The organism is Methanomicrobium sp. W14 (genome assembly GCF_017875315.1).
In the GTDB taxonomy this organism is placed as follows: Archaea; Halobacteriota; Methanomicrobia; order Methanomicrobiales; family Methanomicrobiaceae; genus Methanomicrobium.
Genome location: NZ_JAGGMM010000002.1, coordinates 13,169 through 35,690 on the forward strand (window position 1 = coordinate 13,169; position 22,522 = coordinate 35,690).

Annotated in this window: 17 protein-coding genes and 1 pseudogene; 4 read left to right on the forward strand and 14 right to left on the reverse strand. The window is 44.2% G+C overall.

Going from position 1 to position 22,522, the window contains the following annotated elements:
* Positions 1-463: 463 nt before the first annotated feature.
* From J2128_RS05965 to J2128_RS05990, 6 genes are all read right to left on the reverse strand, one after another.
* Positions 464-1,621, reverse strand: a complete 1,158-nt coding sequence (locus tag J2128_RS05965) for a pyridoxal phosphate-dependent aminotransferase (RefSeq protein WP_209690238.1) — start codon at positions 1,619-1,621, stop codon at positions 464-466.
* Between the two features lie 241 nt (positions 1,622-1,862).
* Positions 1,863-2,354 carry an Lrp/AsnC family transcriptional regulator gene (locus tag J2128_RS05970; protein WP_209690239.1) on the reverse strand — a complete coding sequence of 164 codons (492 nt, stop codon included), beginning with the start codon at positions 2,352-2,354 and terminating at the stop codon, positions 1,863-1,865.
* A gap of 208 nt (positions 2,355-2,562) precedes the next feature.
* On the reverse strand, positions 2,563-3,885 hold the full coding sequence (locus tag J2128_RS05975; RefSeq protein WP_281069287.1) for an ORC1-type DNA replication protein: 1,323 nt from the start codon (positions 3,883-3,885) through the stop codon (positions 2,563-2,565).
* 1,179 nt (positions 3,886-5,064) lie between these two features.
* Positions 5,065-5,937 carry a KEOPS complex subunit Cgi121 gene (gene cgi121 / locus J2128_RS05980; protein ID WP_209690240.1) on the reverse strand — a complete coding sequence of 291 codons (873 nt, stop codon included), beginning with the start codon at positions 5,935-5,937 and terminating at the stop codon, positions 5,065-5,067.
* Between the two features lie 249 nt (positions 5,938-6,186).
* Positions 6,187-8,547 carry an ATP-dependent DNA helicase gene (locus J2128_RS05985; protein WP_209690241.1) on the reverse strand — a complete coding sequence of 787 codons (2,361 nt, stop codon included), beginning with the start codon at positions 8,545-8,547 and terminating at the stop codon, positions 6,187-6,189.
* Between the two features lie 262 nt (positions 8,548-8,809).
* Entirely contained in the window at positions 8,810-9,352 is a 543-nt protein-coding gene (locus J2128_RS05990; RefSeq protein ID WP_209690242.1) for a pre-rRNA-processing protein PNO1, read from the reverse strand.
* Between the two features lie 334 nt (positions 9,353-9,686).
* On the opposite strand from J2128_RS05990, the gene J2128_RS05995 reads away from it, so the two are divergent.
* Positions 9,687-11,201 carry a glutamate synthase-related protein gene (locus J2128_RS05995; RefSeq protein ID WP_209690243.1) on the forward strand — a complete coding sequence of 505 codons (1,515 nt, stop codon included), beginning with the start codon at positions 9,687-9,689 and terminating at the stop codon, positions 11,199-11,201.
* Positions 11,202-11,257: 56 nt separating this feature from the next.
* Here the strand turns inward: J2128_RS05995 and J2128_RS06000 are convergent, their stop codons facing one another.
* Complete coding sequence (locus J2128_RS06000; RefSeq protein ID WP_209690244.1) at positions 11,258-11,689, reverse strand: universal stress protein; 432 nt, start codon at positions 11,687-11,689, stop codon at positions 11,258-11,260.
* Positions 11,690-11,725: 36 nt separating this feature from the next.
* Complete coding sequence (locus J2128_RS06005; protein WP_209690245.1) at positions 11,726-13,501, reverse strand: MFS transporter; 1,776 nt, start codon at positions 13,499-13,501, stop codon at positions 11,726-11,728.
* Between the two features lie 135 nt (positions 13,502-13,636).
* On the opposite strand from J2128_RS06005, the gene J2128_RS06010 reads away from it, so the two are divergent.
* The 3 genes from J2128_RS06010 to J2128_RS06020 all read left to right on the forward strand — a co-directional run bounded on the left by J2128_RS06010 (position 13,637) and on the right by J2128_RS06020 (position 15,126).
* On the forward strand, positions 13,637-14,098 hold the full coding sequence (locus tag J2128_RS06010) for a helix-turn-helix domain-containing protein (protein WP_209690246.1): 462 nt from the start codon (positions 13,637-13,639) through the stop codon (positions 14,096-14,098).
* Between the two features lie 241 nt (positions 14,099-14,339).
* On the forward strand, positions 14,340-14,912 hold the full coding sequence (locus J2128_RS06015) for a hypothetical protein (protein ID WP_209690247.1): 573 nt from the start codon (positions 14,340-14,342) through the stop codon (positions 14,910-14,912).
* Between the two features lie 19 nt (positions 14,913-14,931).
* Positions 14,932-15,126: a helix-turn-helix transcriptional regulator gene (locus tag J2128_RS06020; protein WP_209690248.1), complete on the forward strand. Its 195-nt coding sequence runs from the start codon at positions 14,932-14,934 to the stop codon at positions 15,124-15,126.
* A gap of 164 nt (positions 15,127-15,290) precedes the next feature.
* Here the strand turns inward: J2128_RS06020 and J2128_RS06025 are convergent, their stop codons facing one another.
* The 6 genes and pseudogenes from J2128_RS06025 to J2128_RS06050 form a co-directional block, all read right to left on the reverse strand.
* Complete coding sequence (locus tag J2128_RS06025; RefSeq protein WP_209690249.1) at positions 15,291-16,397, reverse strand: KamA family radical SAM protein; 1,107 nt, start codon at positions 16,395-16,397, stop codon at positions 15,291-15,293.
* A 92-nt stretch (positions 16,398-16,489) separates the two neighbouring features.
* Entirely contained in the window at positions 16,490-16,894 is a 405-nt protein-coding gene (locus J2128_RS06030; RefSeq protein WP_209690250.1) for a pyridoxamine 5'-phosphate oxidase family protein, read from the reverse strand.
* 225 nt (positions 16,895-17,119) lie between these two features.
* A complete protein-coding gene (locus tag J2128_RS06035) occupies positions 17,120-19,321 on the reverse strand; it encodes an adenosylcobalamin-dependent ribonucleoside-diphosphate reductase (RefSeq protein WP_209690251.1) in 2,202 nt (733 codons plus the stop codon).
* A 332-nt stretch (positions 19,322-19,653) separates the two neighbouring features.
* Positions 19,654-19,949 (reverse strand): annotated as a pseudogene (locus tag J2128_RS06040) (DUF2115 family protein).
* A 17-nt stretch (positions 19,950-19,966) separates the two neighbouring features.
* Positions 19,967-20,806, reverse strand: coding sequence for a thiamine pyrophosphate-dependent enzyme (locus tag J2128_RS06045; RefSeq protein WP_209690252.1), 840 nt, complete (start codon positions 20,804-20,806; stop codon positions 19,967-19,969).
* Positions 20,807-22,477, reverse strand: coding sequence for a 2-oxoacid:acceptor oxidoreductase subunit alpha (locus tag J2128_RS06050; protein ID WP_209690253.1), 1,671 nt, complete (start codon positions 22,475-22,477; stop codon positions 20,807-20,809).
* Positions 22,478-22,522: the final 45 nt, after the last annotated feature.

Sequence of the window (22,522 nt, forward strand, 5' to 3'; positions counted from 1 at the left end):
GATATACCTCACTCCATGAATCATTTAGAAAAATTTAATAGAAAAATATCTTCTCAATATTAATTTAAGATTAAATTTATCATAATTCCAGTGGAAATAAAGGGGTTTTTATTCAGTTATTCCCATTTAAATCCCTGTCAGAAGCAAACGTTCATTTTCAAACATTTCCGCCTTTTCGAAACAACACAACTTCAGTTTTCCCCGGGTTACGGCTTTAAGGGATAACCAAAATTCCTGCTACCAAAAAAAGACCTGCATACTTTTTAAAATCTTTTTATTAAGTGTATAATTATTTTTTCCAGTGGAAATAAAGGGGTGTTTGACAGCCCTGAAATCAATATTTTCTCCCTTTTTTACACAGACTACCCAAAACCGCACTTACCTCTCAAAAAACATTTTTTCTCCTTTTACACTCTAAAGTCAAAAAGTATTTGTAGTATTAAAGGACTGCATTTTCCGGGAATCAGATCTCTGATATGAACTCCTCTATTCTTCCCACCGCAGTCATCAGGTCCTCACGGGATACGGCATAACTGCACCTGAGATGATTCTTTCCGGAAGTCCCGAATACACTTCCAGGAACCACTGCAACGTGGTGCTCCTTTAAAAGCCTCTCGGCAAACTCCTCATCGGAAATACCAAATTCGCTGATATTGGGAAAAGCATAAAAAGCGCCATTTGGCATATGTGTCCTAAGCCCGGCCCTGTTAAGGCCTTTTACAAACAGGTTTCTTCTTATTCTGTATTCCCTGACCATTTCATGGCAGGAATCGGCAGCGTTTTTCAGGGCTTCTATTGCAGCGTACTGCGATGTCGTGGGCGCAGAAAGCATTACGTACTGGTGGACCTTAAGTATTGCCCTGCAAAGCTCTTCGGGGGCGCAGAGGTATCCGACACGCCACCCGGTCATCGAATAGGCTTTGGAGAACCCGTTTATCGTTATCGTTCTACCCCTGAGCTCGTCAACCGAGGCCGCACTTGCCTTTTCACCTTCATAGGTCAGCTCGTTGTATATTTCATCGCTTATTAAAAGGAGGTCGTTGTCGACTACTATATCGGATATTGCCTTGTAGTCGTCCTTTGTCATAACACCCCCGGAAGGGTTGTTCGGAAAATTGCAGAGAAGAACCTTGGACTTAGGGGTTATACTTTCCATCAGGGAGTCAGGAGTCAGTTTGAACCCGTCCTTCTCAAGGCACGGAACCGGAACCGGGGTTCCGCATGAAAGCATGACATTTGAGCAGTAGGCGATGTAGGACGGGTCTGCAACCAGCACTTCGTCACCCGGGTCGACTACTGATCTGATTGCGATATCAAGTGCCTCGGACGCTCCCGTGGTGACAATTATCTCGCTTTTCGGATCATAAGTCTCTCCGTAGCTTTCAGACAGGTACCCGCTTATCCCCTGCCTCAGCTGCATGAGACCGCTGTTTGACGTATAGGCAGTCTGGCCCTGCTCAATTGACCTTATTGCCGCCTCCCTTACATTCCACGGGGTATCATAATCCGGCTCACCTACTCCAAGAGATATTACGTCCTCCATCTCCTGGGCAATATCAAAGAACCTGCGTATGCCTGAAGGAGGTATCCTGCAAACGCGTTTTGATCTAAAGTCTCTCATTTTTTCCTCTGCCTTTAAACTAATCTGAAACTACTTTTTTACAATATTTTTTTCTGCATTTCCAACAAGCCGCAGATTTTTTGAAAACTCCTGCAAAAATTTTATTCATGCTCTTTTTTGCAGATTTTCCACAAACCCGGATATTTGCACAGGTTCTGATATTTATATAATTTTTTCTAATTTTTTTCCGGGTTTTTTCAGCATTTTATTTTTGGAGGTTTTCAGGAAGAAGCTCTGTTAATCAGAAAGTATACAGGAGCCTGTCTCCCGCCCTTTTTTCCGAAAATTCCAGGCCATTTTCCTTGTAAGTCTTCATTATAAGTATAGTCCCGGTTTCCCTGACCTGCTCCATGGGCGCTACCTGTTCGGCTACGAACCTTGTTATTTCATGGATATTTTTGCCCACCACAAGAAGTTCAAGGTCATATGCACCACTTATAAGCCTGAGCGACCTTACCTGCCTGAACTTTGAAATTCTCTCGGCTATTTTATCGTACCCGAAGTCTCTCTCAGGTGAGACTTTAAGTTCTATTATCGCCGCCACAACTCCTTCACCCGCTTTTTCCCAGTCTATGCAGGCCATATATTTCCTAATTACGCCGGCGCTTTCAAGAACCTCTATACGCTTTGTTACGTCCTCGGCTGTGAGGTCTACCATATCTGCAAGATTTTCGGGCGTAACACGGCAGTCCTCCTCAAGAAGGGTCAGAATCATTCTGTCCTTATCATCCATACTATCACTTTAGTACCCTTTAGCGGATTAATCTTTCAAAGAAAGTTGGACCTCGCAGAATATTTAATTTGGCCAGGAAAAAATCTTCAAAAAAAGTACATTTCAAAATCACTGTAATTTCAGTTTATTCAACTAACATGGTGCAATGAACTCCAAAAATTATTCAGCCGTTTTTTTGGAGGATTTATTTTTGATTTTTTTGTAATATCTACCTGAAAAGGGACTTAAACCTTGCAGTGTCTATCCGGCTTAAGCGCTCTTCGTCAAACCTCTCGTCCTGTGTGAGGGTCTTTTTGATGCCCGATGTACCCGTCCCGAACCACATCTCCTTGGTCCTCCCGTATCTTCCGCGTGAAACGACGCGTGAATTTATGACTCCTAACATTGTGAGCTCTGATATAAGATCCGTAATTCTTCTGTGCGTCAGAACGTCCAGGTCAAGTGTCTGCGCAACATCGCGGTAAATCTGGGCAACCTCGCCTGTCGTAAAGACCTGTTTGTTCATCTCCGAAAGGATAAGCATAGAATAAAGGACAGCTTTGCTCTGTGTAGGAAGCGAGGATACGCATACGATAAGACTGTCAGTCTCAATCTTCTGCTGGGCCTTTTTCACGTGTTTTTCGGCAACTTTTTCCGCGTTTTCCCTTTCCGCGAGCTCACCGGATATCCTCAGGAGGTCCAGCGCACGTCTTGCGTCCCCGTGCTCTTGTGCAGCAAGCGCAGCGCAAAGAGGTATAACACCCTCTTCAAGGATATCATCCGCAAACGCAACATCTGCCCTCTGTTTGAGTATGTCGCACAGCTGAGGCGCATTATACGGCGGGAATACCAGCTCTTCCTCGGAAAGGGACGAGAGAACACGCGGGTCCAGAAAGTTAGTAAAACGGAGGTCGTTTGATATACCTATCATGCTTATTTTTGCATTTTTAAGCTCTGCATTGAATCTTGTAAGGTTGTAAAGAGTTTCGTCACCGCTTTTTTTGACAAGCTTGTCTATTTCGTCAAGTACTATAACGTTCACGCCGCCTATCGTTTCGACCATACTCTTAAGTTCAGAGTATACCTGGTCTGTCGGCCACCCTGTCATAGGAATGCTTGATCTTGTCGTCTTATCACTTGACTTGTTCTCGATGTCTTCCAGTTCGTTTGCAATCTGTGCAAGCACCCTGTACTGCGTGTCTATAAGCTCACAATTGAGGTGTATTACATTGCATGCCTTTCCCATCTCCCGGCACGCCCTTTCAAGCTCTGCACCTACGTATTTGACAGACGCAGTTTTTCCTGTCCCTGTTTTGCCATATATAAGAATATTCGAAGGAGTTTCATTTCGTATTGCCGGGGCAAGGATAGAGGCTATCGAGTCAATCTGGGGACGTCTGTGCGGCAGGATATGAGGGCGGTACGAATGCCTCAGTACTTCCCTGTTTTTGAAAATACCCCTGTTGTTAAGATACTTTGTAAAAAGTCCGACTGAACCGGAAACATCTTTTTCACCCAAAGTGATATCACCATTATAACTCTTTTCAGACAAATTAAAACCTCCATAATAAATAAATCAAATTTAGATCAATTTTTTTGCGTTTTTTTGAAGTGGATAAACAATGCATGAGCTTCAGTCCATACCGGTGACAGCCAGATAAATATACAGATAAATGTAAATTTGCGTTTTTCCGGTCAAAAACATGTTGGATTACCCGTAAACTAAAACAAATTTCTTTGATGGAAACTCTTAACCCCCCGGAATTTTCCATGTCCCTTATCCCCTTATTCAACTCCACATTTTTCCGTAACTATAGTCTAACGATGTAATTCCTTAAAAACCCCTACGTTTCCAGTGGAAAAGGAAAGGATCAACTTTTCCCATACATGTACCGGTGAATTATATTTTCTGAGAAGACTTCATTTTCTGCTTTGTTTTATCTTTCCGTAGAAATATTTTCGATAATAAATAGTTGTATAGTAAAATATTGTGAAACTATAGATCAGGAATAAAATCAGGAAAACATACCTGCTAAAGTATTTGCTTTTTTAATTCTTGTAAAAGAGTAATGCTAAATCTTGAATTTTTTAGGTTTTTAAGCTTTCTGGGGCTTAGTTTTAGTTTTTTTATCCCTTTCGGGTGTTCTCAGACCCCCACCCCTTAGTTTCTACTGGAAAAAAAATTGAGGATGAATCTCTTTGCCGGAGAAAATTTTGTTGTAGAAAATAAGTTACGGAAAATAGTCATTTGTTTGTCTGTAAATAATACTATATAATATTAACTAATTGATTAGTAAAAAAAGTAAAAAAGTAAAAAAGTAAAAAAGTAAAAAATAAAAAATTATATAATAATATAAAATATGACTGTAAACATATTTTGTAAAAATATACTATAAATATATTACAGACAGTCAAAAAGAATGTACGGAGAATAGTGACAGATTAAATTGCGCAGGAATTGAGACTAAAGTCATTTCTTTTTTTACTTTTTCATTCATCAAATTTCGGACTTGCAGTCCTAAATATCTCTTATTTTCTTTTATTTTCTAAATTAAACAGAAAATTACTGTTATTTCCTTTTTCTGTGTATTTTTTTGCGCATAATAAAAGAGAAAAGACGGAGAGCATACCTGAAGATTTTCCAGTAGAAACAAAGGGGTGGGGGTTTACCTGTTCAAAAAATTCATACATTTTCTAATTTTCTTTTTTTATTTCTTCATATTGTCTTCTTTTATTTCGTAACATCAAGAAGAGCTACCCTTTCCGCCACAAGTTCGGGAAGTCTGCTGTATCCGGCTATTTTAATTTCATCATCCGAGATCTCAAACATTTTCATCAGGGCAGCAGTCTTTTTCTTAAAAATTTCATCAAATTTTTCATCAGATTTCTCTGATCCCAACCCTTTAGATGCGTCTTTTTTGGTTTTGTTTAAGTCTTCATCCGGGAATGAATGGAGATTTTGAAGTTTTTCAAGGAAAAAATCATATGCATAAAGACTGTACGGATTTTTTGGGTCTTTACAGGAGTTGTCAAACGAAAAAAGGCCTGAAAGTTCATTAAAAACTTTTGATATTATTGTACCGGCTGTTTTGCTGTCATTTATTCTTTCGGAGCTGTCTACAGCTACACAGATGTAAAGTCTGTTTCTGCCTCTTTTAAATCCCAGAGAACCGGCTTCGCTGCATTGTCTTGTCCCCGCAGCGTACAGAAGTACTTCCATTTCAAATGATTTTGAGATCTGTTCTCCTCTGCTCCACGCTCTTTTGGCATGAAAGACAGCACTTTTGATGTGCCTGATTCCTGCAATGTACCTCTCGTCAAGGCAGATTATATGTACATTGTTTTTGTCTTCTGTTTTTTTGAGCTCTTTAAGGTAGTTTTTTACATCTGCAATCTCAGCAGAAGCTGCTTTTATTCCACAGAAAAGAATGGAGGCACGGTAGCAGGCTTTGTCTTTACTGTCTGTTTTTTCAGGTTCCTCAAAATTTGAATCTTTTGGTATTTCCACTGAAAAAAACTCACAGCATTCCGTGTTATTCCCCTGACTTTTTTCCTTTATTTCCTCTTTCTCTTTTTCAGTTCTTTTTTTATTTTTTTCTGTCATTTTTTTCCTCAGGCAGTCTGCATTTTTTATTCTTTTTGATTTCATTTTGTACAAGCGTAAGTGCAAATTTTTTCGCGGGTCAGATTGAAGGTATAAACCGCAGTTTTAAGCTTTACATGGTTTTTACAAGGCTATTTTTTTACAGGGTTATATTTCCGCTTTTTCAGAATTCTTCAGGACCATTAAGCCCGGCGTTTAAACCTGTGAAACAACTTTCCGGCTTTTACGGGATATATTTTTACCAGACTCTCAGAATTCAAAAATAGATTTCTGTGCCCCTGGTAAAGGATTTCCCTCGTTTTCTACGGACCCGGAGGATTCATTTTTTTTCGCTTTTTTTTGTTTAGTTTCAGTTTTTGGACTTTTTATGAAATGGCTGCTTTTTTCACCGCTGCCGCCTCTTAATTCTCTGTCAAAATCAGAGTAGTCCCTTTCTTCCCTTTCAGCCTGGTCCATCACCTGTGCGGCAATTTTTTTCCCGAGAATTGCAGAAAGTTTTTCAAAACCGGTAGTTTTTATCTTCGATGGCCCGGTTATTCCGTTGTTGAACAGCCTTCTTGCACGTACACGCCCGATATTTCTGAGTTTCACAAGCGGGATAAGTTCGCGTTTGATACCGTGTTTCATCCTCAGCTCGACTTCTGCGATGCTTCCCTTAAGGTCAGGCGACATCATCCGCGATATTCTTGATGCGGAGTACAAAAGCCAGTTCATGCCCTCTACGGCGTTGTAAACGTCACCCGGTCCGATACCGAATCTTGTGCATATCATATTCTCGCCGACTTCGGATATCCAGTTGTCGAGGACCATCGCGGTCTTAAGCGCCCTGTAGTCATCTTCCATGGTTTCATAGGATATCTCAAGCCAGAGTTCATCCTCGTGCTCGTAATAGAACTTTTCAAGAACAGGCATATCGTCTTTTTTTACGTAGAGGTTGAACATGTCCGGAGTTTTGCATAGTAGCTGAAGAAGCCCGATATCTGAAAAAACAGATGCCGTGTCCTCTTCCGAGACCTTTGTCTTAAGTTTTTTAGCATTCATCCCGGCATTTAATAGTCCCTGTTTTTCGCGGAGCACACCTGCAATCATCTCCGCACTCGCAGGGTTTATGTAAAGCCTTGACACCAGGTTTCCGTACTCGGTCGCGGAGAGCCTGCCGTCTATATTCGTTATCATTCCGGCAGACTCCAGGTATGAAACCGAGTTTTCGACGATCTCGGAAAGGTACCTGCTTTTTTTGTTTATGTAGACGTAAAACGTCCTTTCAAGAAAGTCTACGAGGTCTTTGGAGTCCTTTACGAATTCTGTTGAAATAAGAGACAAGACCTGTGCACACAGGGCATATTCATCATCAAGGCGGGACCTGACATCCTCTGCGGGGGCGTCAATAAACTCCTCGTAAAGCCCGTTTGCCATATCCCTGCCCTTTGCAATAAGAACTGACTCACCATAGGGGTCAAGGTGCGGTCTGCCTGCCCTTCCCGCCATCTGCCTGTATTCGCGGACGGGAATAGGGACCATACCTTCACCTCCCTTAAACCTTAGAAAGTCGCGAATTATTACACGCCTTGCCGGGAGGTTGAGGCCTGCTGCAAGCGTCGGCGTTGATGATATGACTTTTATTTTTCCGTCACGGAAACCTTTTTCAACAATCTGTCTCTGTTCCTTTTTCATTCCGGCATGGTGAAAGGAAGCGCCTTTTTTCGTGCAGAGTGCAAGAGTTTTGCCCATGTCTGTCTCTGCGACTTCCCCGAGTTTTTTGCTTATGCTCTCAAGTGCATCTGCATCTGTAACACCCGAAGCCGGCTCATATTTTTCGAGGGCTTTTGCCATTCTCTTCGCAAAACCTTCAGCATTTCTCCTTGAATTTACGAAAACAAGGCACTGACCGCCTTCTGTGATACAGTCCAGGCAGAGGTTTGTGTCATCCTCTTTTGAAGGGGTTTTAACTGGTCTTTCCCCGTCCTCAAAGAATATCGTTCCGCTGTAGTACACACCCTCCTTTAATTCCACCGGGCGCCAGTCAGACGTTACGTGGTCCGCCTCAAGCCATCCTGAAAAAACCCTCGGATTGCCTATTGTTGCAGTAAGGGCGATAATCTGCATATTTTCGTTTCTGTACCGAAGTTTTGTTATCACCATCTCAAGCGTTGCACCGCGGTCTTCGGAGTCGATGAGGTGCGCTTCGTCCACGACAAGGCAGGAAATCATATCCATCCATTTTGCCCTGTTTCTCAACAGTGAGTCCGCTTTTTCACTTGTTGTAATGATGATGTCGTTTTTCCCGAGATACTCGTCCTTTTTGTCGAGGTCGCCTGTCGCTATTCCGACCCTGACACCTTTTCCTGAAAATTCGTCGTATTTTTCGGACGCAAGGGCTTTAAGGGGTACAACATAAAGACACTTCCCGTTTTTTGCGATGTGGCTGTGCATCGCCATTTCGGCAACAAGGGTTTTTCCGCTTGCAGTCGGAATTGAAATTAAGAGGTTTTTTCCCTCAAGAAGCCCCTTTTCGATGCACTCGGCCTGTGGAGGGTAAAGCTTATTTATTCCGGATTTTTCGCAGGCTTTTACAAGAGGCTGCGGGAGGCTGAGCTCGGAAAGTTTCATAATCTCAAACCAACCCCTTTATTTCCACTCTATTTAAATCCAGGGCCTTCTTTAAAGGAAAATAAACTTCTTTAACAGGTTTTAGTTGCACTGGAAATATACCTCTGGTGTCTTTGGGACCACAACGAAGTAAAGCCGCGGAGTTTAAGAAACACCTGGTATTCAGTGCGGTTTTCATTGAAAACATACTTTTTGCTGCATATTTTTCTCTATTTACAGGGCGTATTTTATTGCATTTTTAATTTTTTCAGATGAAGGCAAATCAATAGTAATAGTCGAGGATATTTGTTTTTGCCTCTTTTTTCTTTCTGTCAAGGTATGAGAACACGCTTTCGTGCGGGATCCCTTCGATAAGCATCTCTATTGCTGTACGTGCTGTCTTCGTCTGCTCTATTCCGCCTATTAAAGCAACGGTCTTTCCGTATACCGAAATTTCGGCGCCTGTCATATTCTCAATCTGTTCACGTGACTTGCCCGCCTTTCCGATAATTCTTCCACGGATTCTCTCCATCTGCTTAGGTGAATTGCAGCTTGAGTTCAGGTCTATTATCTCGAAGACCATGTCCTCGTCCTCAAGAAGCGCAAAGGCTCTTTCAGGTGAGAATCCCCTGCTGACCGCGTGTATAATGTCTGTAGCCTTAAGTACAGCCACAGGGTCTTCAGCCTTTATCGAGACAATTCCCTCGTCGCTGTCGATTTCAAGGGAAGTCCCGGTTTTCTTTTCAATAAGACGTTTTGTTTTTCCGCCTTTTCCTATTATAACCGCAACCCTGTCACGTGTTATTTTGATCTCCTGACTTGTCATTGCCTGCCTCTTTTTTAATTGTTCATACTATTGAATTTGCGAGCGTAAAATAATTTGGCGGTTCTGGGAATTAAGGAAAAAACCGGCTGAAAAATTCGCGGAGCTGTCTCTATTGCGTTTTCAGTTCCGCCGGAAAATCTGGGATTTAACAGGGTTTAAACTATTTTTCACCACTTTTTTTATTCAGGGATATATTTCATGGTTAAAAGAAATGAAGAATTTTTAATTTTTTATGTTGTATTTTTTCTTCACCGGCGTTTTTTTGTGATCAGACAAATTTATCTTTGTATTCCCGTATATTGGATTGTAAAAGGGAGCAGGAGGACAGGTTTTCATGACATATTATCAGTGCAATGTATGCAGGGTTTTTGAGTATGATTCAAAGAGAGGAGATTCAGTAACCGGAATAAAGCCAGGGACTGTCCCTGCTGATTTTCCGGACGACTGGAAGTGCCCGATATGCATGTCAGGCAAAAGCCACCTTGAAAGGGTGGAAAGGGTAGGTGATGCAGAAAAAAAACAGACTGAGGAGTATTTTATAACCTGCCCTGTGTGCGGAGCAAAAAACGTCATTACGTCGAAAAATATCCATATGGAGTCCGCAGAAACAACTCCGGTGCAGAAGGACGAACCTTCTGTGTGGAACCGCGATTCCGATGAGACCGAACCGGATATGGGAATGATTCACAGGATAGCCGCTTCAGGAGAGTCTTTCATAGAGCCGATGAGGACTAAAAAGAAAGTTGTGTCCTGGGATGACATACTGATATGCGGCGCCCAGATAGCAAAAATTCCGCTGAACGACGACGATTATGTCTCTGCAGAGACCGTTATAGGACCTAACGCAAAATACCCCCTTGTAATAGAGACCCCTGTTTTTGTAACCCACATGTCATACGGGGCGCTTTCAAAGGAGGTGTGTACAGCTCTTTCAAAGGGAAGCGCTGCGGCAAAAACCGCCGTCGGCTCAGGTGAAGGCGGAATACTTGAAGACTCGATAGAAAGCTCCTACAGGTTCATATTCGAGTACGTCCCGAACCGCTACAGTGTTACAGATGAGAACCTGAAAAGGGCTGATGCAATAGAGATAAAGATAGGGCAGTCTGCAAAACCCGGTGCCGGAGGATATATCCCTGCCGAAAAGGCGACCGCGGAGATTTCAGAGATGAGGGGATTTCCCCCGGGCACTGACATTATAACTCCGGCAAACTACGACGACATAAGATCAGCGGAGGACCTCCTGGAAAAGGTTGAGTGGCTCAGGAAAAAATCGTGCGGAAGACCTGTAGGAGTGAAAATAGCCGCGGGGAACATTGAAGACGACCTTGAAGCTGTTGTCTACGCAAATCCCGATTTTATAACTGTAGACGGAAGGCCGGGTTCGACAGCCGGTGCGGGCAAAATAATCAAGGACTCAACATCGGTTCCTACGATTTATGCACTCCACAGGGCGAGAAAATACCTTGACAGCGTCAAAAGGCAGGACATATCGCTTATAATCACAGGGGGTCTCAGAATTTCTTCTGACTTTGCAAAAGCTCTTGCAATGGGAGCTGACGCGGTTGCTATCGGAACAGCGGCACTTATGGCTGCGGCGTGCCAGCAGTACAGGCTTTGCGACACCGGGAAGTGCCCTGTCGGTGTCACGACCCAGGACCCGGGACTTAGAAAGAGGTTAAAAATTGATATTTCGGCAAAAAAACTTGAAAACTTCCTTAATGTTTCAACAGAAGAGCTGAAATCCTTTGCAAGGCTTACAGGAAACAATAACGTGCATAAGATGTCTCTAAAGGACCTTTGCACGACAAATTCTGAAATCTCTGACTTCACCGATATAAGGCATGTCTGAATCCGGCCTGAAAGAAAGTATTTTAGTATTTTAAACCTTTTTGTTCCTTTTTTACTTCATTTTACCACGAGAACTTTGCATGAGGCAGAACGGATAACCTCTTCGGCAACGCTTCCCAAAAGAAGCCTTTCGAGTCCTTTTTTTCCCTGAGTTCCAATAACTATGAGGTCTATTTCCTTTTCCACGGCGAACTTTACTATTTCTGATGCAGGACGCCCTTCAAGAAGTACAGTTTCGGGCTCTGTGTCTCCTGAAAATGATTTTACCCACTCAAATGCCTTTTCTGCCTCTTCCTTGAGAATTTCGTAAGTTTCGACAAGCGGGACTTCTTCGGCTCCTGATGACAGGGTGCCTGTATCGCTTACATATACGGCATAGCCCCGGGCATTGCATACACGCATTATTCTTACACCTTCTTCTATGACAGCCCTGTTCTTCTCGGAACCGTCAACTGCTATTAGAACTTTTTCAAACAATGAACCAGCCAATTTAACAACTTCCTTCCTCAGTAAGGGAATAATCCTCTACTTTATATCACTGTTGGATATATTTTTTGAACCGGTTCTGTATCCTGTTCCGTCTATCTCCTCTATGTATTTGTTTCCGCGCATCGAGCAGAGGAGTGCGGCTATAAATGACAGGGCAGCTCCGATGTAGAATGAAAGGTCAAGCGACGGCATGAATGCAACTGCAAGAGTCTCGGGGAACCAGTTGACGCCTGTAAGTGTTGCAATGGTTGCAGAGGAAATGCCTGCAACGAGGTCAGGTGAGATGCCGGAAAGTATCATCTGAACCGGGTTGTACCCCAAAAATGCGGCAAAAAGTGCTCCTGTTGCCGGTATCGCACTCATCTCAGGGATGAGAACTGATGCGTTTACAGCCGTCAAAGCCGAAGAGAGAACCGAAGGAAATGTTTTCGTAAGCTCAACTACGACTATCGTAAAAAACATTCCCATTGAGAGGACAAAGCCCGAGTTCATAAGGGTCGACATCATGCCTGAGGAAACCCCGCGGTCGCCTGCCGGCACAGAATTCATTATGGCAGCAGAATTCGGTGAGGCGAACATCCCGTTTCCAAGGCCCATTATAAGAAGTGCCGCTGCAAAGAGCAGGTAATCAAAGTCGTACGGAAGAGCCGCAAGGACCAGAAATGAAATTCCTACAAGTAACATTCCACCGGTGCTGAGCCAGCGGGCTCCGTACCTGTCAGAGAGAATGCCTGAAACCGGCCCCATCAGTACAAAACCGATTGTAAGAGGAAGCATGTATACTCCCGCCCAGAAAGGAGTCGATTCAAAACTGTAGCCGTGCAAAGGCAGCCAGACACCCTGAAGGAGGATGATAAGAATTATCATGACGCCGCCGCGGGCAAGAGCCGAGAGAAAACCTGCCGCGTTCCCGAATGCAAAGTTGCGTATTTTAAACAGGTCTACCCTGAACATCGGGTCTTTTACGCGCGTTTCGACGACCGGGAAGGCCAGAAGCATCAGAAGTCCTGCTATAAGAGCAGTGATTACAAATGGGTCTTCCCATCCCATCGGGGAGTCCCCGTAAGGTACAAGACCGTAGGTTATTCCTATGAGAAATACCGTTAAGCCGCATATAAAAAGGAGGTTGCCCCAGATGTCCACTTTCTGGGTGTTCTTCTTCCTGTAGGACGGTTCTTTAAGCTTCAGGTATGCCCAGACTGTCCCGAAGATTCCGAACGGGACGCTTATCAGAAATACGTACCTCCAGTTGAAGACCGCAAGAAGACCTCCAATTATAAGGCCTACGAACTGGCCGGATATCGCTGCCACCTGGTTTAGCCCGAGGGCTTTTCCACGCTCGTCAGGCGGGAATGCGTCTGTCAGTATTGCGGCGCTGTTTGAGAATATGAATGCCGAACCGACGGCCTGGACGAGGCGGAAAACTATTATCTCTATTGCTCCTGCATCGCCCGTGTCGGGCGTCAGAAAAAGAAGAACCGAACCTGCCGTAAAGATGGCAAAACCCAAATTGTAGAGCCTGACACGACCGTACATATCGGAAAGGCGCCCGAAACTCAAAAGAAGGGTCGCTGTGACTATTCCGTATCCCATGAGGACCCACAGGAGGTACTGGAATGATGTCAGCGGGTTTATGCTGATTCCGTTGAATATCGCCGGAAGGGATATCAGCAGGATGCTTCCGTTCACTGCCGCCATGAATATTGCTATTGTAGTATTTGAAAGTGCAATCCACTTGTAGTGAATGCCCCTGCCGTTTTTATCTCCGGCAACAGAATTAATATCTGGTTGACGTTTTGGGTAAATGCTCATATTGTGCTCCCTTTAATAATGGCGGATTGCCCCGGGGCAGAATCTGGCCGGATGCACTATATTATTCGATGTATTTGAATTAATATTCCATACAAACAATTTTGGGGTATACTATCAAAATATAAAGTTACTATTATGGCAAGGAGTAAGGATTACTGGTGCTGGGTCGAGGCTGCGGTCAACATTATAGGTGGCAAATGGAAGCTTTTGATTGTCATAACATTGAGGGACGGTAAACTGCGCTACAGCGAGATTTTGCACAAAATACCGGAAATAAGCGATAAAATGCTTGTAAAACAACTGCGGGAGCTTGAACAGGACGGGATTGTAGAAAGGAAGGTGTATGCAGTAGTTCCCCCTAAAGTTGAATATTCGCTGACTCTGGCAGGGGAAAAACTTGTCCTGGTCATGAAAGTTCTTGGTTTCTGGGGATTTCGGTACCTTGACGACGATGTCGTTGGCGAAAGACTTTCCAGGGAAAAATGCAGGGATTTGAGGTGCAGGGACCCTGAAAGAATACGTATTTTGCTAAAGGATATTGAGGATATACAAAAGGATATAGAGGAACAGTTAAAGGAACTGGGTGATGTGTCCTGACTTGTGACTCCCTGTTTTTCCTGAAATTTCTTTAATAAAGTTTTTTTGATTTTATGACTTTGCAGGTTAATGTGTTTTTAGAATTCACCGCTTTGGCGGTTTTCATAAATTCTGAGTTCTGCTAAAATATTCAGTTTTTCAGACAGACCCGGAAAATGTTATATACTCCAAGTATGTGATATATATCTAACAAAATGTTATTTATTTCTAACTGAAGCAAAAGCAAAGGATGTTAAAATAAATGAAAAAAATAACCACTGATAAGCGTGTTGCAATAACCGCCGTGACCGGTATTGCAGCGTTTTTGATTCTTCTGCTCGCTATGTTTTTGAGTGGAAACGAACCCGATGCAGGAATTATCGGAATAGCCCTTGCGATAATTCTTCTTCTTGCAGTTGTCGCGGTTATAAAGACCGCAAAGAAGAGAACTGTTCTCTATGCGGGTGCTGTCCTGGGAGTTTTTATGGCGATAGCTGGAACGGCTCTCTCTTTTGTTCCGGAATTTGATGGCCAGTCAAATGCATTTTCCGTGATGATAGTATGTGGCATAATAATGATTGCAATATGCGCAATGAGTCTTAGAAAACCGGCCGGTTCTGATTTGAGGGACGAAAGGTCTCTCAAGATAGGGACATGGGCAATATCGTACTCCTGGTACCTTGCTTTTATGTCGGTTATTCTTATGTTCTGGATATCATACTTTGACCTGGCAGAACTCACTGCAGAGGCGGTTTTAGGGATTCTTATGCTTCTCATGCCTCTGAGTGCGGTTTTTTTCCAGTGGTATTTCTCGAAGAAAGGTGACGTATATTAACGATATTCAGAGGGAATGAATGGATACGAAGATACGGGAGTTCCGGGCGAAAATGAGCATGACGCAGGCTGAACTAGCTGAAATCGTCGGTGTCAGGCGCGAGACGATTGTCTTTCTTGAGAAGGGAAAATACAACCCGTCCTTGAAACTTGCCCACGACGCTGCAAAGGCTCTTGGCACAACAATCGAGGAGCTGTTCATCTTTGACGACTGAATGCTGAAATTTCTTTTTCAGCTTAAAGACAATGGTTAAATGAGGTATTTACCTTAAATACCCTTGATTTAATACAAAAAAAGAGTTTATTCAAAAATTCATCTATTTTTTGAAGAATTTTGGAATATACTGATGTATTGCGTCATTTACAGGGGGAATTTCACTTATAAGACTCTTTTTTCAGAGACTGGGATTTTATAGTCGTCGAACCACAATGCATTCTGGTTTCTTTTGAAACTCATGAATTTTCCTATATCTTCCCACCTGGCCGACTGGTGGTACTTAAGATATGTTCTTTCTTCGTCAACACCCACGACTGCAATTTTTCCGCAGACATGTGACATTACGAACGTAAACCTTTTTGCAAGTCCCGAGCATCTCATCTTTGCCTGTTCCAGAATAAAATAAGCCTCCTCAACCGGGACGACGAAATGCCTGTTGCCGAGTGTGGGACGGCACTGAAAGACATAGTACGGTGTGATTCCTGTGAATGACAATTTCCTGGATAGTTCTGCCATCGTTTCAGGGTCGTCATTTACGCCGTGCAGGACCGGGGTCTGGTTGGCGAATACCGCCCCTGCCTCCTGGAGGGTATTTACGGCTTTTACGGCCTGCCAGGTGAGTTCCTTTGGGTGGTTGAACTGCGTCACTATGTAAATTTTTTTTTCACACGTTGAATATCTTCCGATTATTCCGGGAAGTTTCCTGTCGTTTAATATCCTGTACGGGTTGTATGCCGGAACTTTGGTTCCTATTCTGATAATTTCGACGTTTTTTATTTCCCTGATTCTGCTGATGATCTTTTCAAGCCTGTCCGTGGACAGGAAAAGAGGGTCACCTCCGCTCAAAAGGACGTTTGTAATTTCAGGGTGTAAAGAGATGTACCTGAGATCTGCATCTATGTCCCGTGCGACCCCCCTTTCCGTTTTGTTCATGAAAAGCCGTTTTCTGAAACAGTACCTGCAAAACCCTGCGCACATATCGCTTACAAGAACAAGTGCAGTCTGCTCGTATTTATGCTCCATTCCGGGTGCGACGACATATCTTGCCTCTTCTGATGCATCAAGCCTTCCCCATTCATCAAGTTCGGCCGGGTCAGGAATTACTAGTTTTCTTATGGGGTCTTTTGGGTCGTCCCAGTCTATGAGGGATAGATAATATTCATTAGAGCGGAAAGCAAATTTTTCCTGAACTGCGGCAAGACTTTTTTTTTCGCTTTCCGAAAGCCCGGGGACTTCTGCAATGTCCGTGATATATTTCGGACTATACATAAAGTGCAGATTATTGAATGTTATATTTATAGTATTCCACTGCTATTTTTAACTGTCAAAGTGGCGGGTCTGAATTAAAAAAATAAAAAAGATTAAATTATTTTGTTGCCGGCTTCAGGTCCGGGCATGCAGTTGAATACGTCGGTTATTTTTATTACAAGCAGTGATTTTGCAGGAAGGTTAGGGTTTTTTGCAAGAAACATTTTTTTAGCCTCTTCGTATGCCTCACCGGAGTCTTCCATATGCGCATCGCCTTTAATCTGGCAGCATCCCTTGATTCCCGCACCGTAGAGGTAGACAGCCGCTTTCTTTGTCTCACCTATGTTTTTGGCGGTCTTGTTCATGAAATTGTTGAGAATCCAGAGGGTCTCTTCGTCTTTGAGGTAAAAAGCACCCATTGGTGCAACATTCGGGACGCCGTCCTTTGACGCGGTTGCAAGCGGTATGACCTTCGCCTTTGAAAAGGCGTCTTTTATCTTTTCATCAACTTTTACCATATTATTTTCACTTCCTTTTTTACAGTATTTTATTCTTGCAGTCATTGGTTTATATTTAAGCGTTATAAATCTGTACAATATTGCCTGTACGTATAATTTTATAACCTGATACGTTTTTCCGGATTTTATCAGTTGTCTTACGGCGTAATTTCAGGGGAATTTTTGGATTTTGGTCTCTGAAAATAAATTTTTTTCCCCGGGACCTGCAAAAGAGTGCAGAAGGTTTTACAGGCAGCCGCTCCAGCCGCAGTTTTTGCAGATTCCCCTGTTGCAGCCTTCTCCGAATTCAAGATCTTCACCGCACTCCGGGCAGACGTTTTTCTTTTCCTTTCCGGAGTTTGACATTTCAAGAATCTTCCAGTCGTCAAGTGTTGTTATCTGGCTCTTTGATGCAGCAAGGTCAATGCACTTTCCGACAACGTCGGCACAGGAAAGTCCTTCGGAGTTTTTGTTCCTTATCGCGGAAAGGCAGTTCACTTTAGCAAACTGGCGGACAAACTTCTGGTAGGGGACACCGTTCTGAAGACCGGTTGAAATTGAGCGCCCGAGTGCGTTTGAGTTGGCCTCGCATCCTCCTATTCCGACTGTTCTTATGAAAACCTCCCACGGAACATCGTTCAGAAGGTTTACAGTGACGTAAAGACGGCAGCACCCCGACTGGCAGAGATAAGTCTTTCCTGAAAGCTCCTTTGGTCTTGAAACCATTTTTTCGGCAGTAACACTGATTTCGGTCTCGGTCTTCTCCTTATCTTCATCCTTTGAAAGTTCGAGGACGACGCTCTGGCGGCTTCCCGTCCTGTATATCGTAAGCCCTTTAAGCTTTTCATGCCATGCGAGCAGGAGAACGTTTTCTATGTCCTCCTTTGTCGCTGAATTTGGCATATTTATTGTCTTTGATATCGAGGCGTGGACGTGCCTCTGGAAAGCCGCCTGCATCAGGACGTGCGAGCGCCAGTCGATGTCAAGTGCGGTCTTAAAGACTCTTTTGAAATCTCCGGGAAGCCATTTTACGCTCTGGACCGACCCTGTCCTGTGGACTGTGTCTATGGCCTCGCGTTTGAGGGCCTTCGCCTCATCTTCGTTCCTTCCAACCGATTTGGCGACTTTTTCAAGCTCTTTTTCAAATATAGGGTGCAGAATTTCAAATGTCTTCTGGACAGTGTCCTTTCTTGTGTATGCATAGGAGAATACGGGCTCTATTCCGCTTGAGCACTCCGCGAGAATCGATATGGTCCCTGTAGGCGCAATTGTCGTGGTTGCAGCGTTTCTCATCTCGTGTCCTTCCCATACACTTCCTTTAAACGCCGGGAAAACGCCTCTTTCAACGGCAATTTTGTGGGATTCGTCCACCGAGATTTTGTTTACGAAGTCCATCATGTCTTCGCAGAACTTTCTGCCCTCATCGGAATCGTAGGGGATTTTCAGCATCAGAAGGGTGTCATGGACTCCCATAAGACCGAGGCCGATTTTTCTTGTCTTTTTGGTTGCTTCCTCTATCTGGGGTATGGGGAATACGTTTTTGTCGATTACTTCGTCAAGGAACCTTACTGCAAGCCTTGTGCTTCTCTCAAGCGCCTGTTTGTCAAGGCTTTCGTTCTTTAAGAACTTTGACAGGTTAATAGACCCCAGAACGCAGGACTCGAAATGAAGAAGCGGTTGTTCTCCACAGGGGTTTGTAGTGTCAATAGGCCCGAGCTCCGGCGTCATGTTTTTGCGGTTGATTTCGTCGTAAAACAGGATTCCGGGCTCTCCGTTTCTCCATATGCCGTCAACGATTCCCCTCCATATTTCGCCTACCGTTATCTTTTCGCCGCTGCACGGGTGCTTTATCCAGACATGTTCGAACTCCTTTGCTTCGACAAGCTCCATAAATTCGTCGTTAATCATTACAGAGATGTTGAAGTTTGAGATGTCGCCCTCCGTCTTTTTGGACTCTATGAATTTCATGATATCGGGGTGCCAGACATTGAGGATGCCCATGTTTGCCCCTCTTCTCCTTCCTCCCTGCTTTATCACGTCGGTTGCGGCGTTAAACACTTTCATAAAGGAAACGGGGCCTGATGCAACACCGTCGGTAGAGTTGACGCAGGAGCCTTCAGGTCTTAAATTTGAGAAGTTGTAGCCTGTTCCGCCTCCTGTCTTGTGGATTAATGCACCCCACTTTATTGCGTTGAATATCTCCTCTATGGAGTCTCCGACATAAAGAGTGAAGCACGCTGAGAGCTGGCCCAGTTTTGTCCCTGCGTTCATCAGGGTAGGTGAGTTGGGAAGGAAACGGAGGGACGTCATTTCACCGTAGAAATCTTCAGACTCTTTTTTGTCCTTTCCCATGGCGTCTGCGACCCTTCTGCATATGTCCCCGAACGAGGACTCGCCTTCCCTGTAGTACCGGGCTTTTAGAATGCTTTCGATAATAGAGCTTGTCATTAAATTCTCCTTTGTTTGCAATTGACTTGTCCGGACAAAAAAACAAGGGTTTATTTTCAGTATATTTCTGAAAAACCTTTCACCCCGGTGTATTTCCCGGTTTTCTCATGACCTGTAAAAAGCAGATTTTTTGTCTTTGCCTGCTTAATTTGGTGTATTCCGGGATTGCATTTTTAATTTTTTATTGGTGCAAGTCGTTCTCTTTTAAGTGCAGGTGATTTTTTTGTTTATTGTCTTTGATGCAGTAAGTATCTGTAGTTTGAATGACTGTTGTCTACATACTTTTTCTTTTCTATGCAATAAAAAAAATTACCTCTTTGAAGTTTTCATTATTAACTTTGGTCACTATGGATTTCAGTCCTGCTGTAGTGCGGGCAGAAGTTGCAGATTGAGAAGGGGATGTCTTTTTCACGGTCACGGATAATGCAGTAAAATCTGCCGCATTTTTTTCCACTTTAAAGCCCCCGGGAAAAGGTGTCCCCACGGGGTGCCCCGGTTTTTCAAGGAAGAATATTGTGAATGCCGATATCAGGTAATAAAAAAGCCTGTGCCGCGGTTTGTAGTAGCATGACGCTTTTATGGTTTTTTCATCCCATAGAAACGGCCCTTCCGAAACCTTCCGCAGCAACGGGCATTTTTTTCAGTTTATCTGCCGAGGTACTTTAAGACAGCAGTCTTTTGTTTGTCATTGTCTTTCTTTATATCTTTAAATCTCTCTTCAAATGTTTTCCTCTCACTGTCGTATATTATTCCGAGCGGTATGGGTGATTCGCTGTTGTAGTCCCATTCTCCTGCCGCTTCAAGGGCTTTTGCGGCAGTTTTTGCATCGCCTTTGTATTCATAGGTATATTTGTCGTAGAGGTCCCTTTTGTTGTAGAAGCTTGCGCATATCTGCAGGACTTCAACCATGGAAAAGCCCTTGTGGTCCATTCCTGCCTTGATAAGGCTTTCAAGCTGCTTCATTTTTCCGGTATACCCTCTTGCAATAAAAGACGCCCCCGAGCACAGCATGAGTTTTAACGGGTTGAACGGGAGGTCACAACCGTCGGGGGGGTTTGTCTTTCCGTGGTAGTCGGACGGGGAAGTAGGAGTGTACTGCCCGATTGTAAGACCGTATACGCGGTTGTCGTGTACAATGACTGTTATATCGGTGTTCCTTTTTGCAGCGAAGAGGATGTGTTCAAGGCCCTCTGCGTATGAGTCACCGTCGCCGACGCAGCATATGACCTTAAGGCCGGGGTCTGCAATTTTTATCCCTGATGCGAAGGGAACCGCCCTTCCGTGGAGTGAATAGACGCTGTTTATGTCCAGGTAATCGGCAATCTTTGCATGGCAGCCTATTCCCGTCACAAGGACGATTTTTTTTGTGTCTCCTCCCTCTTTTTTGTAATTCTCTATTATCCTTTTCAGCGAGTAGAGGATTGAAAAGTTGCCGCAGCCCGGGCACCAGGTGTTCTCTGCATCCGTGAGAAAGTCTGCCGGCATTTAAAGCACCTCCGCAAGTTTTTCTTTAAGGGTGTCAGTCGTCATCTGCCTTCCTGTGTAACTGAGTATTCTTTTGTCCGCATAAAACCCGTTTTGTGCCATCAGGTCCGCGAGCTGGCCTGTCGGGTTGTCTTCGACCACGATGACTTTTTTTGCCCCTGAAAGGGCCTTTTTGAACTGCTCCTTCGGGAACGGGTAAAGGACAACCGGCTGGACCGATTTCAGGCCGAGATCACCGCATACCCGGCTGCAGAGAGGAGCATTTGACCCCCATGAGATAACAACGGTATCAGACCCGGCATTTCCTGCCTCAGCGACGCATTTCTCTTTCAAAAGCCCTTTTTGAACTGTTGACGCTTTTTTCAGTCTTTTTTCTGCGAGTTTTTCAAGTGGTTCCGGTCTGTCCGTTGATATTCCGTATTCGTCATGCGCCTTTCCGTTGAACTTTACCGGTGCGTCTGCTTCCGTGAAGACGGCATACGGGGATATTCCGTCGTCTGTCAAAAGGTACCTTTTATAAGGCTCTTTTCCGTCCGCCCTCTTTATCCCGTATTCGTAGTTTTCGCCTTCGACGTTTTCAGGGCACAGTGTGTAGAGCGAGTCGTTTAAGGTGACGTCTGTCAGTATTATGACCGGAATCTGGTATTCCCAGGCAAGACCGACCGCTTTTGCCGACCATATGAATGCCTGTTCGGCGTTTCCGGGAGAGAGGACTATTCTTGGGAATTCTCCGTGTCCGGCATGGATGACGTAGAAAAGGTCGCTTTGTGCGGTATATGTCGGCGAACCGGTTGCAGGGGACTGCCTCTGGGAGTTTATGATTACAATTGGGACTTCCGCGATTCCTGAATAGGAGAGTCCTTCGTTCATGAGACAGAAGCCCCCCCCGGACGTCCCCGTGGCGGCCCTTGACCCGCAGCATGCCATTCCTTCAGCCATCAGGACGGCTGCGATTTCACCTTCGGGCTGAAAGACCTTTATGCCGAAATCGTCCTTCTTTGAAGAGAGGAAATGAAGAATTCCTGATGCGGGCGACATAGGGTATGCGATGTAGCCGTCGAGTCCCCCGAAGCACAACCCGAGACCGACCGCTTCGCTCCCTGAAACCACTTTTCTGACTGTGTCATTTTTGAGTTTTAAAACGGTTTTTTTCTCTTCTGAAAGGTCATACCCTTTTTTTGCTATTTCGATGTTTACTGAGGTTTTGACGGGAAACTCCTTTTCGAGAACCTGCCTGACATAGTCCCAGTCAAGTCCTATTGACCTGCAGAACGCACCTATTATGCACGAGTTTGCCATTATCGGGATCCCTCCTGCCTCTTTTGCCGCAGTATCGGCAGGAACTCCTATGCCTTCCGCGTTTTTTATCTTGTCGGAGTTGAATATGACCACGGTGTCACCTGAAATGCGGTCTTTGCGGCTTTCTATTGTATTTTTGTCCATTGCAAGAATTATATCGGTTTTTGTGCTTATTCCGCCGGAATTTTCAGGCGAAGCCCTTATAACTGAAAAATTGTGGCCGCCTTTTATAAGAGACGGGTGATCGAATATCATATATATATAATAACCCAGCCCCGAGAGAATTTCGGCAATGGTCTGACCTGCCCGGTTTATGCCTTCTCCGGCTTTTCCGCCAATCAGCACTTCTATTTCGTTATTTTGCGGACTCATAAAAGACTAGATGAGGGGAAATCCAATATATTTTTCCCTGGGGAA

Bases quoted from the DNA above. Each gene is read 5' to 3' on its own strand.
- J2128_RS05965 (WP_209690238.1), bottom strand. From the start codon at position 1,621: ATGAGAGACTTTAGATCAAAACGCGTTTGCAGGATACCTCCTTCAGGC.
- J2128_RS05970 (WP_209690239.1), bottom strand. From the start codon at position 2,354: ATGGATGATAAGGACAGAATGATTCTGACCCTTCTTGAGGAGGACTGC.
- cgi121 (WP_209690240.1), bottom strand. From the start codon at position 5,937: ATGACAGAAAAAAATAAAAAAAGAACTGAAAAAGAGAAAGAGGAAATA.
- J2128_RS05985 (WP_209690241.1), bottom strand. From the start codon at position 8,547: ATGAAACTTTCCGAGCTCAGCCTCCCGCAGCCTCTTGTAAAAGCCTGC.
- J2128_RS05990 (WP_209690242.1), bottom strand. From the start codon at position 9,352: ATGACAAGTCAGGAGATCAAAATAACACGTGACAGGGTTGCGGTTATA.
- J2128_RS05995 (WP_209690243.1), top strand. From the start codon at position 9,687: ATGACATATTATCAGTGCAATGTATGCAGGGTTTTTGAGTATGATTCA.
- J2128_RS06005 (WP_209690245.1), bottom strand. From the start codon at position 13,501: ATGAGCATTTACCCAAAACGTCAACCAGATATTAATTCTGTTGCCGGA.
- J2128_RS06010 (WP_209690246.1), top strand. From the start codon at position 13,637: ATGGCAAGGAGTAAGGATTACTGGTGCTGGGTCGAGGCTGCGGTCAAC.
- J2128_RS06015 (WP_209690247.1), top strand. From the start codon at position 14,340: ATGAAAAAAATAACCACTGATAAGCGTGTTGCAATAACCGCCGTGACC.
- J2128_RS06020 (WP_209690248.1), top strand. From the start codon at position 14,932: ATGGATACGAAGATACGGGAGTTCCGGGCGAAAATGAGCATGACGCAG.
- J2128_RS06025 (WP_209690249.1), bottom strand. From the start codon at position 16,397: ATGTATAGTCCGAAATATATCACGGACATTGCAGAAGTCCCCGGGCTT.
- J2128_RS06030 (WP_209690250.1), bottom strand. From the start codon at position 16,894: ATGGTAAAAGTTGATGAAAAGATAAAAGACGCCTTTTCAAAGGCGAAG.
- J2128_RS06035 (WP_209690251.1), bottom strand. From the start codon at position 19,321: ATGACAAGCTCTATTATCGAAAGCATTCTAAAAGCCCGGTACTACAGG.
- J2128_RS06045 (WP_209690252.1), bottom strand. From the start codon at position 20,806: ATGCCGGCAGACTTTCTCACGGATGCAGAGAACACCTGGTGCCCGGGC.
- J2128_RS06050 (WP_209690253.1), bottom strand. From the start codon at position 22,477: ATGAGTCCGCAAAATAACGAAATAGAAGTGCTGATTGGCGGAAAAGCC.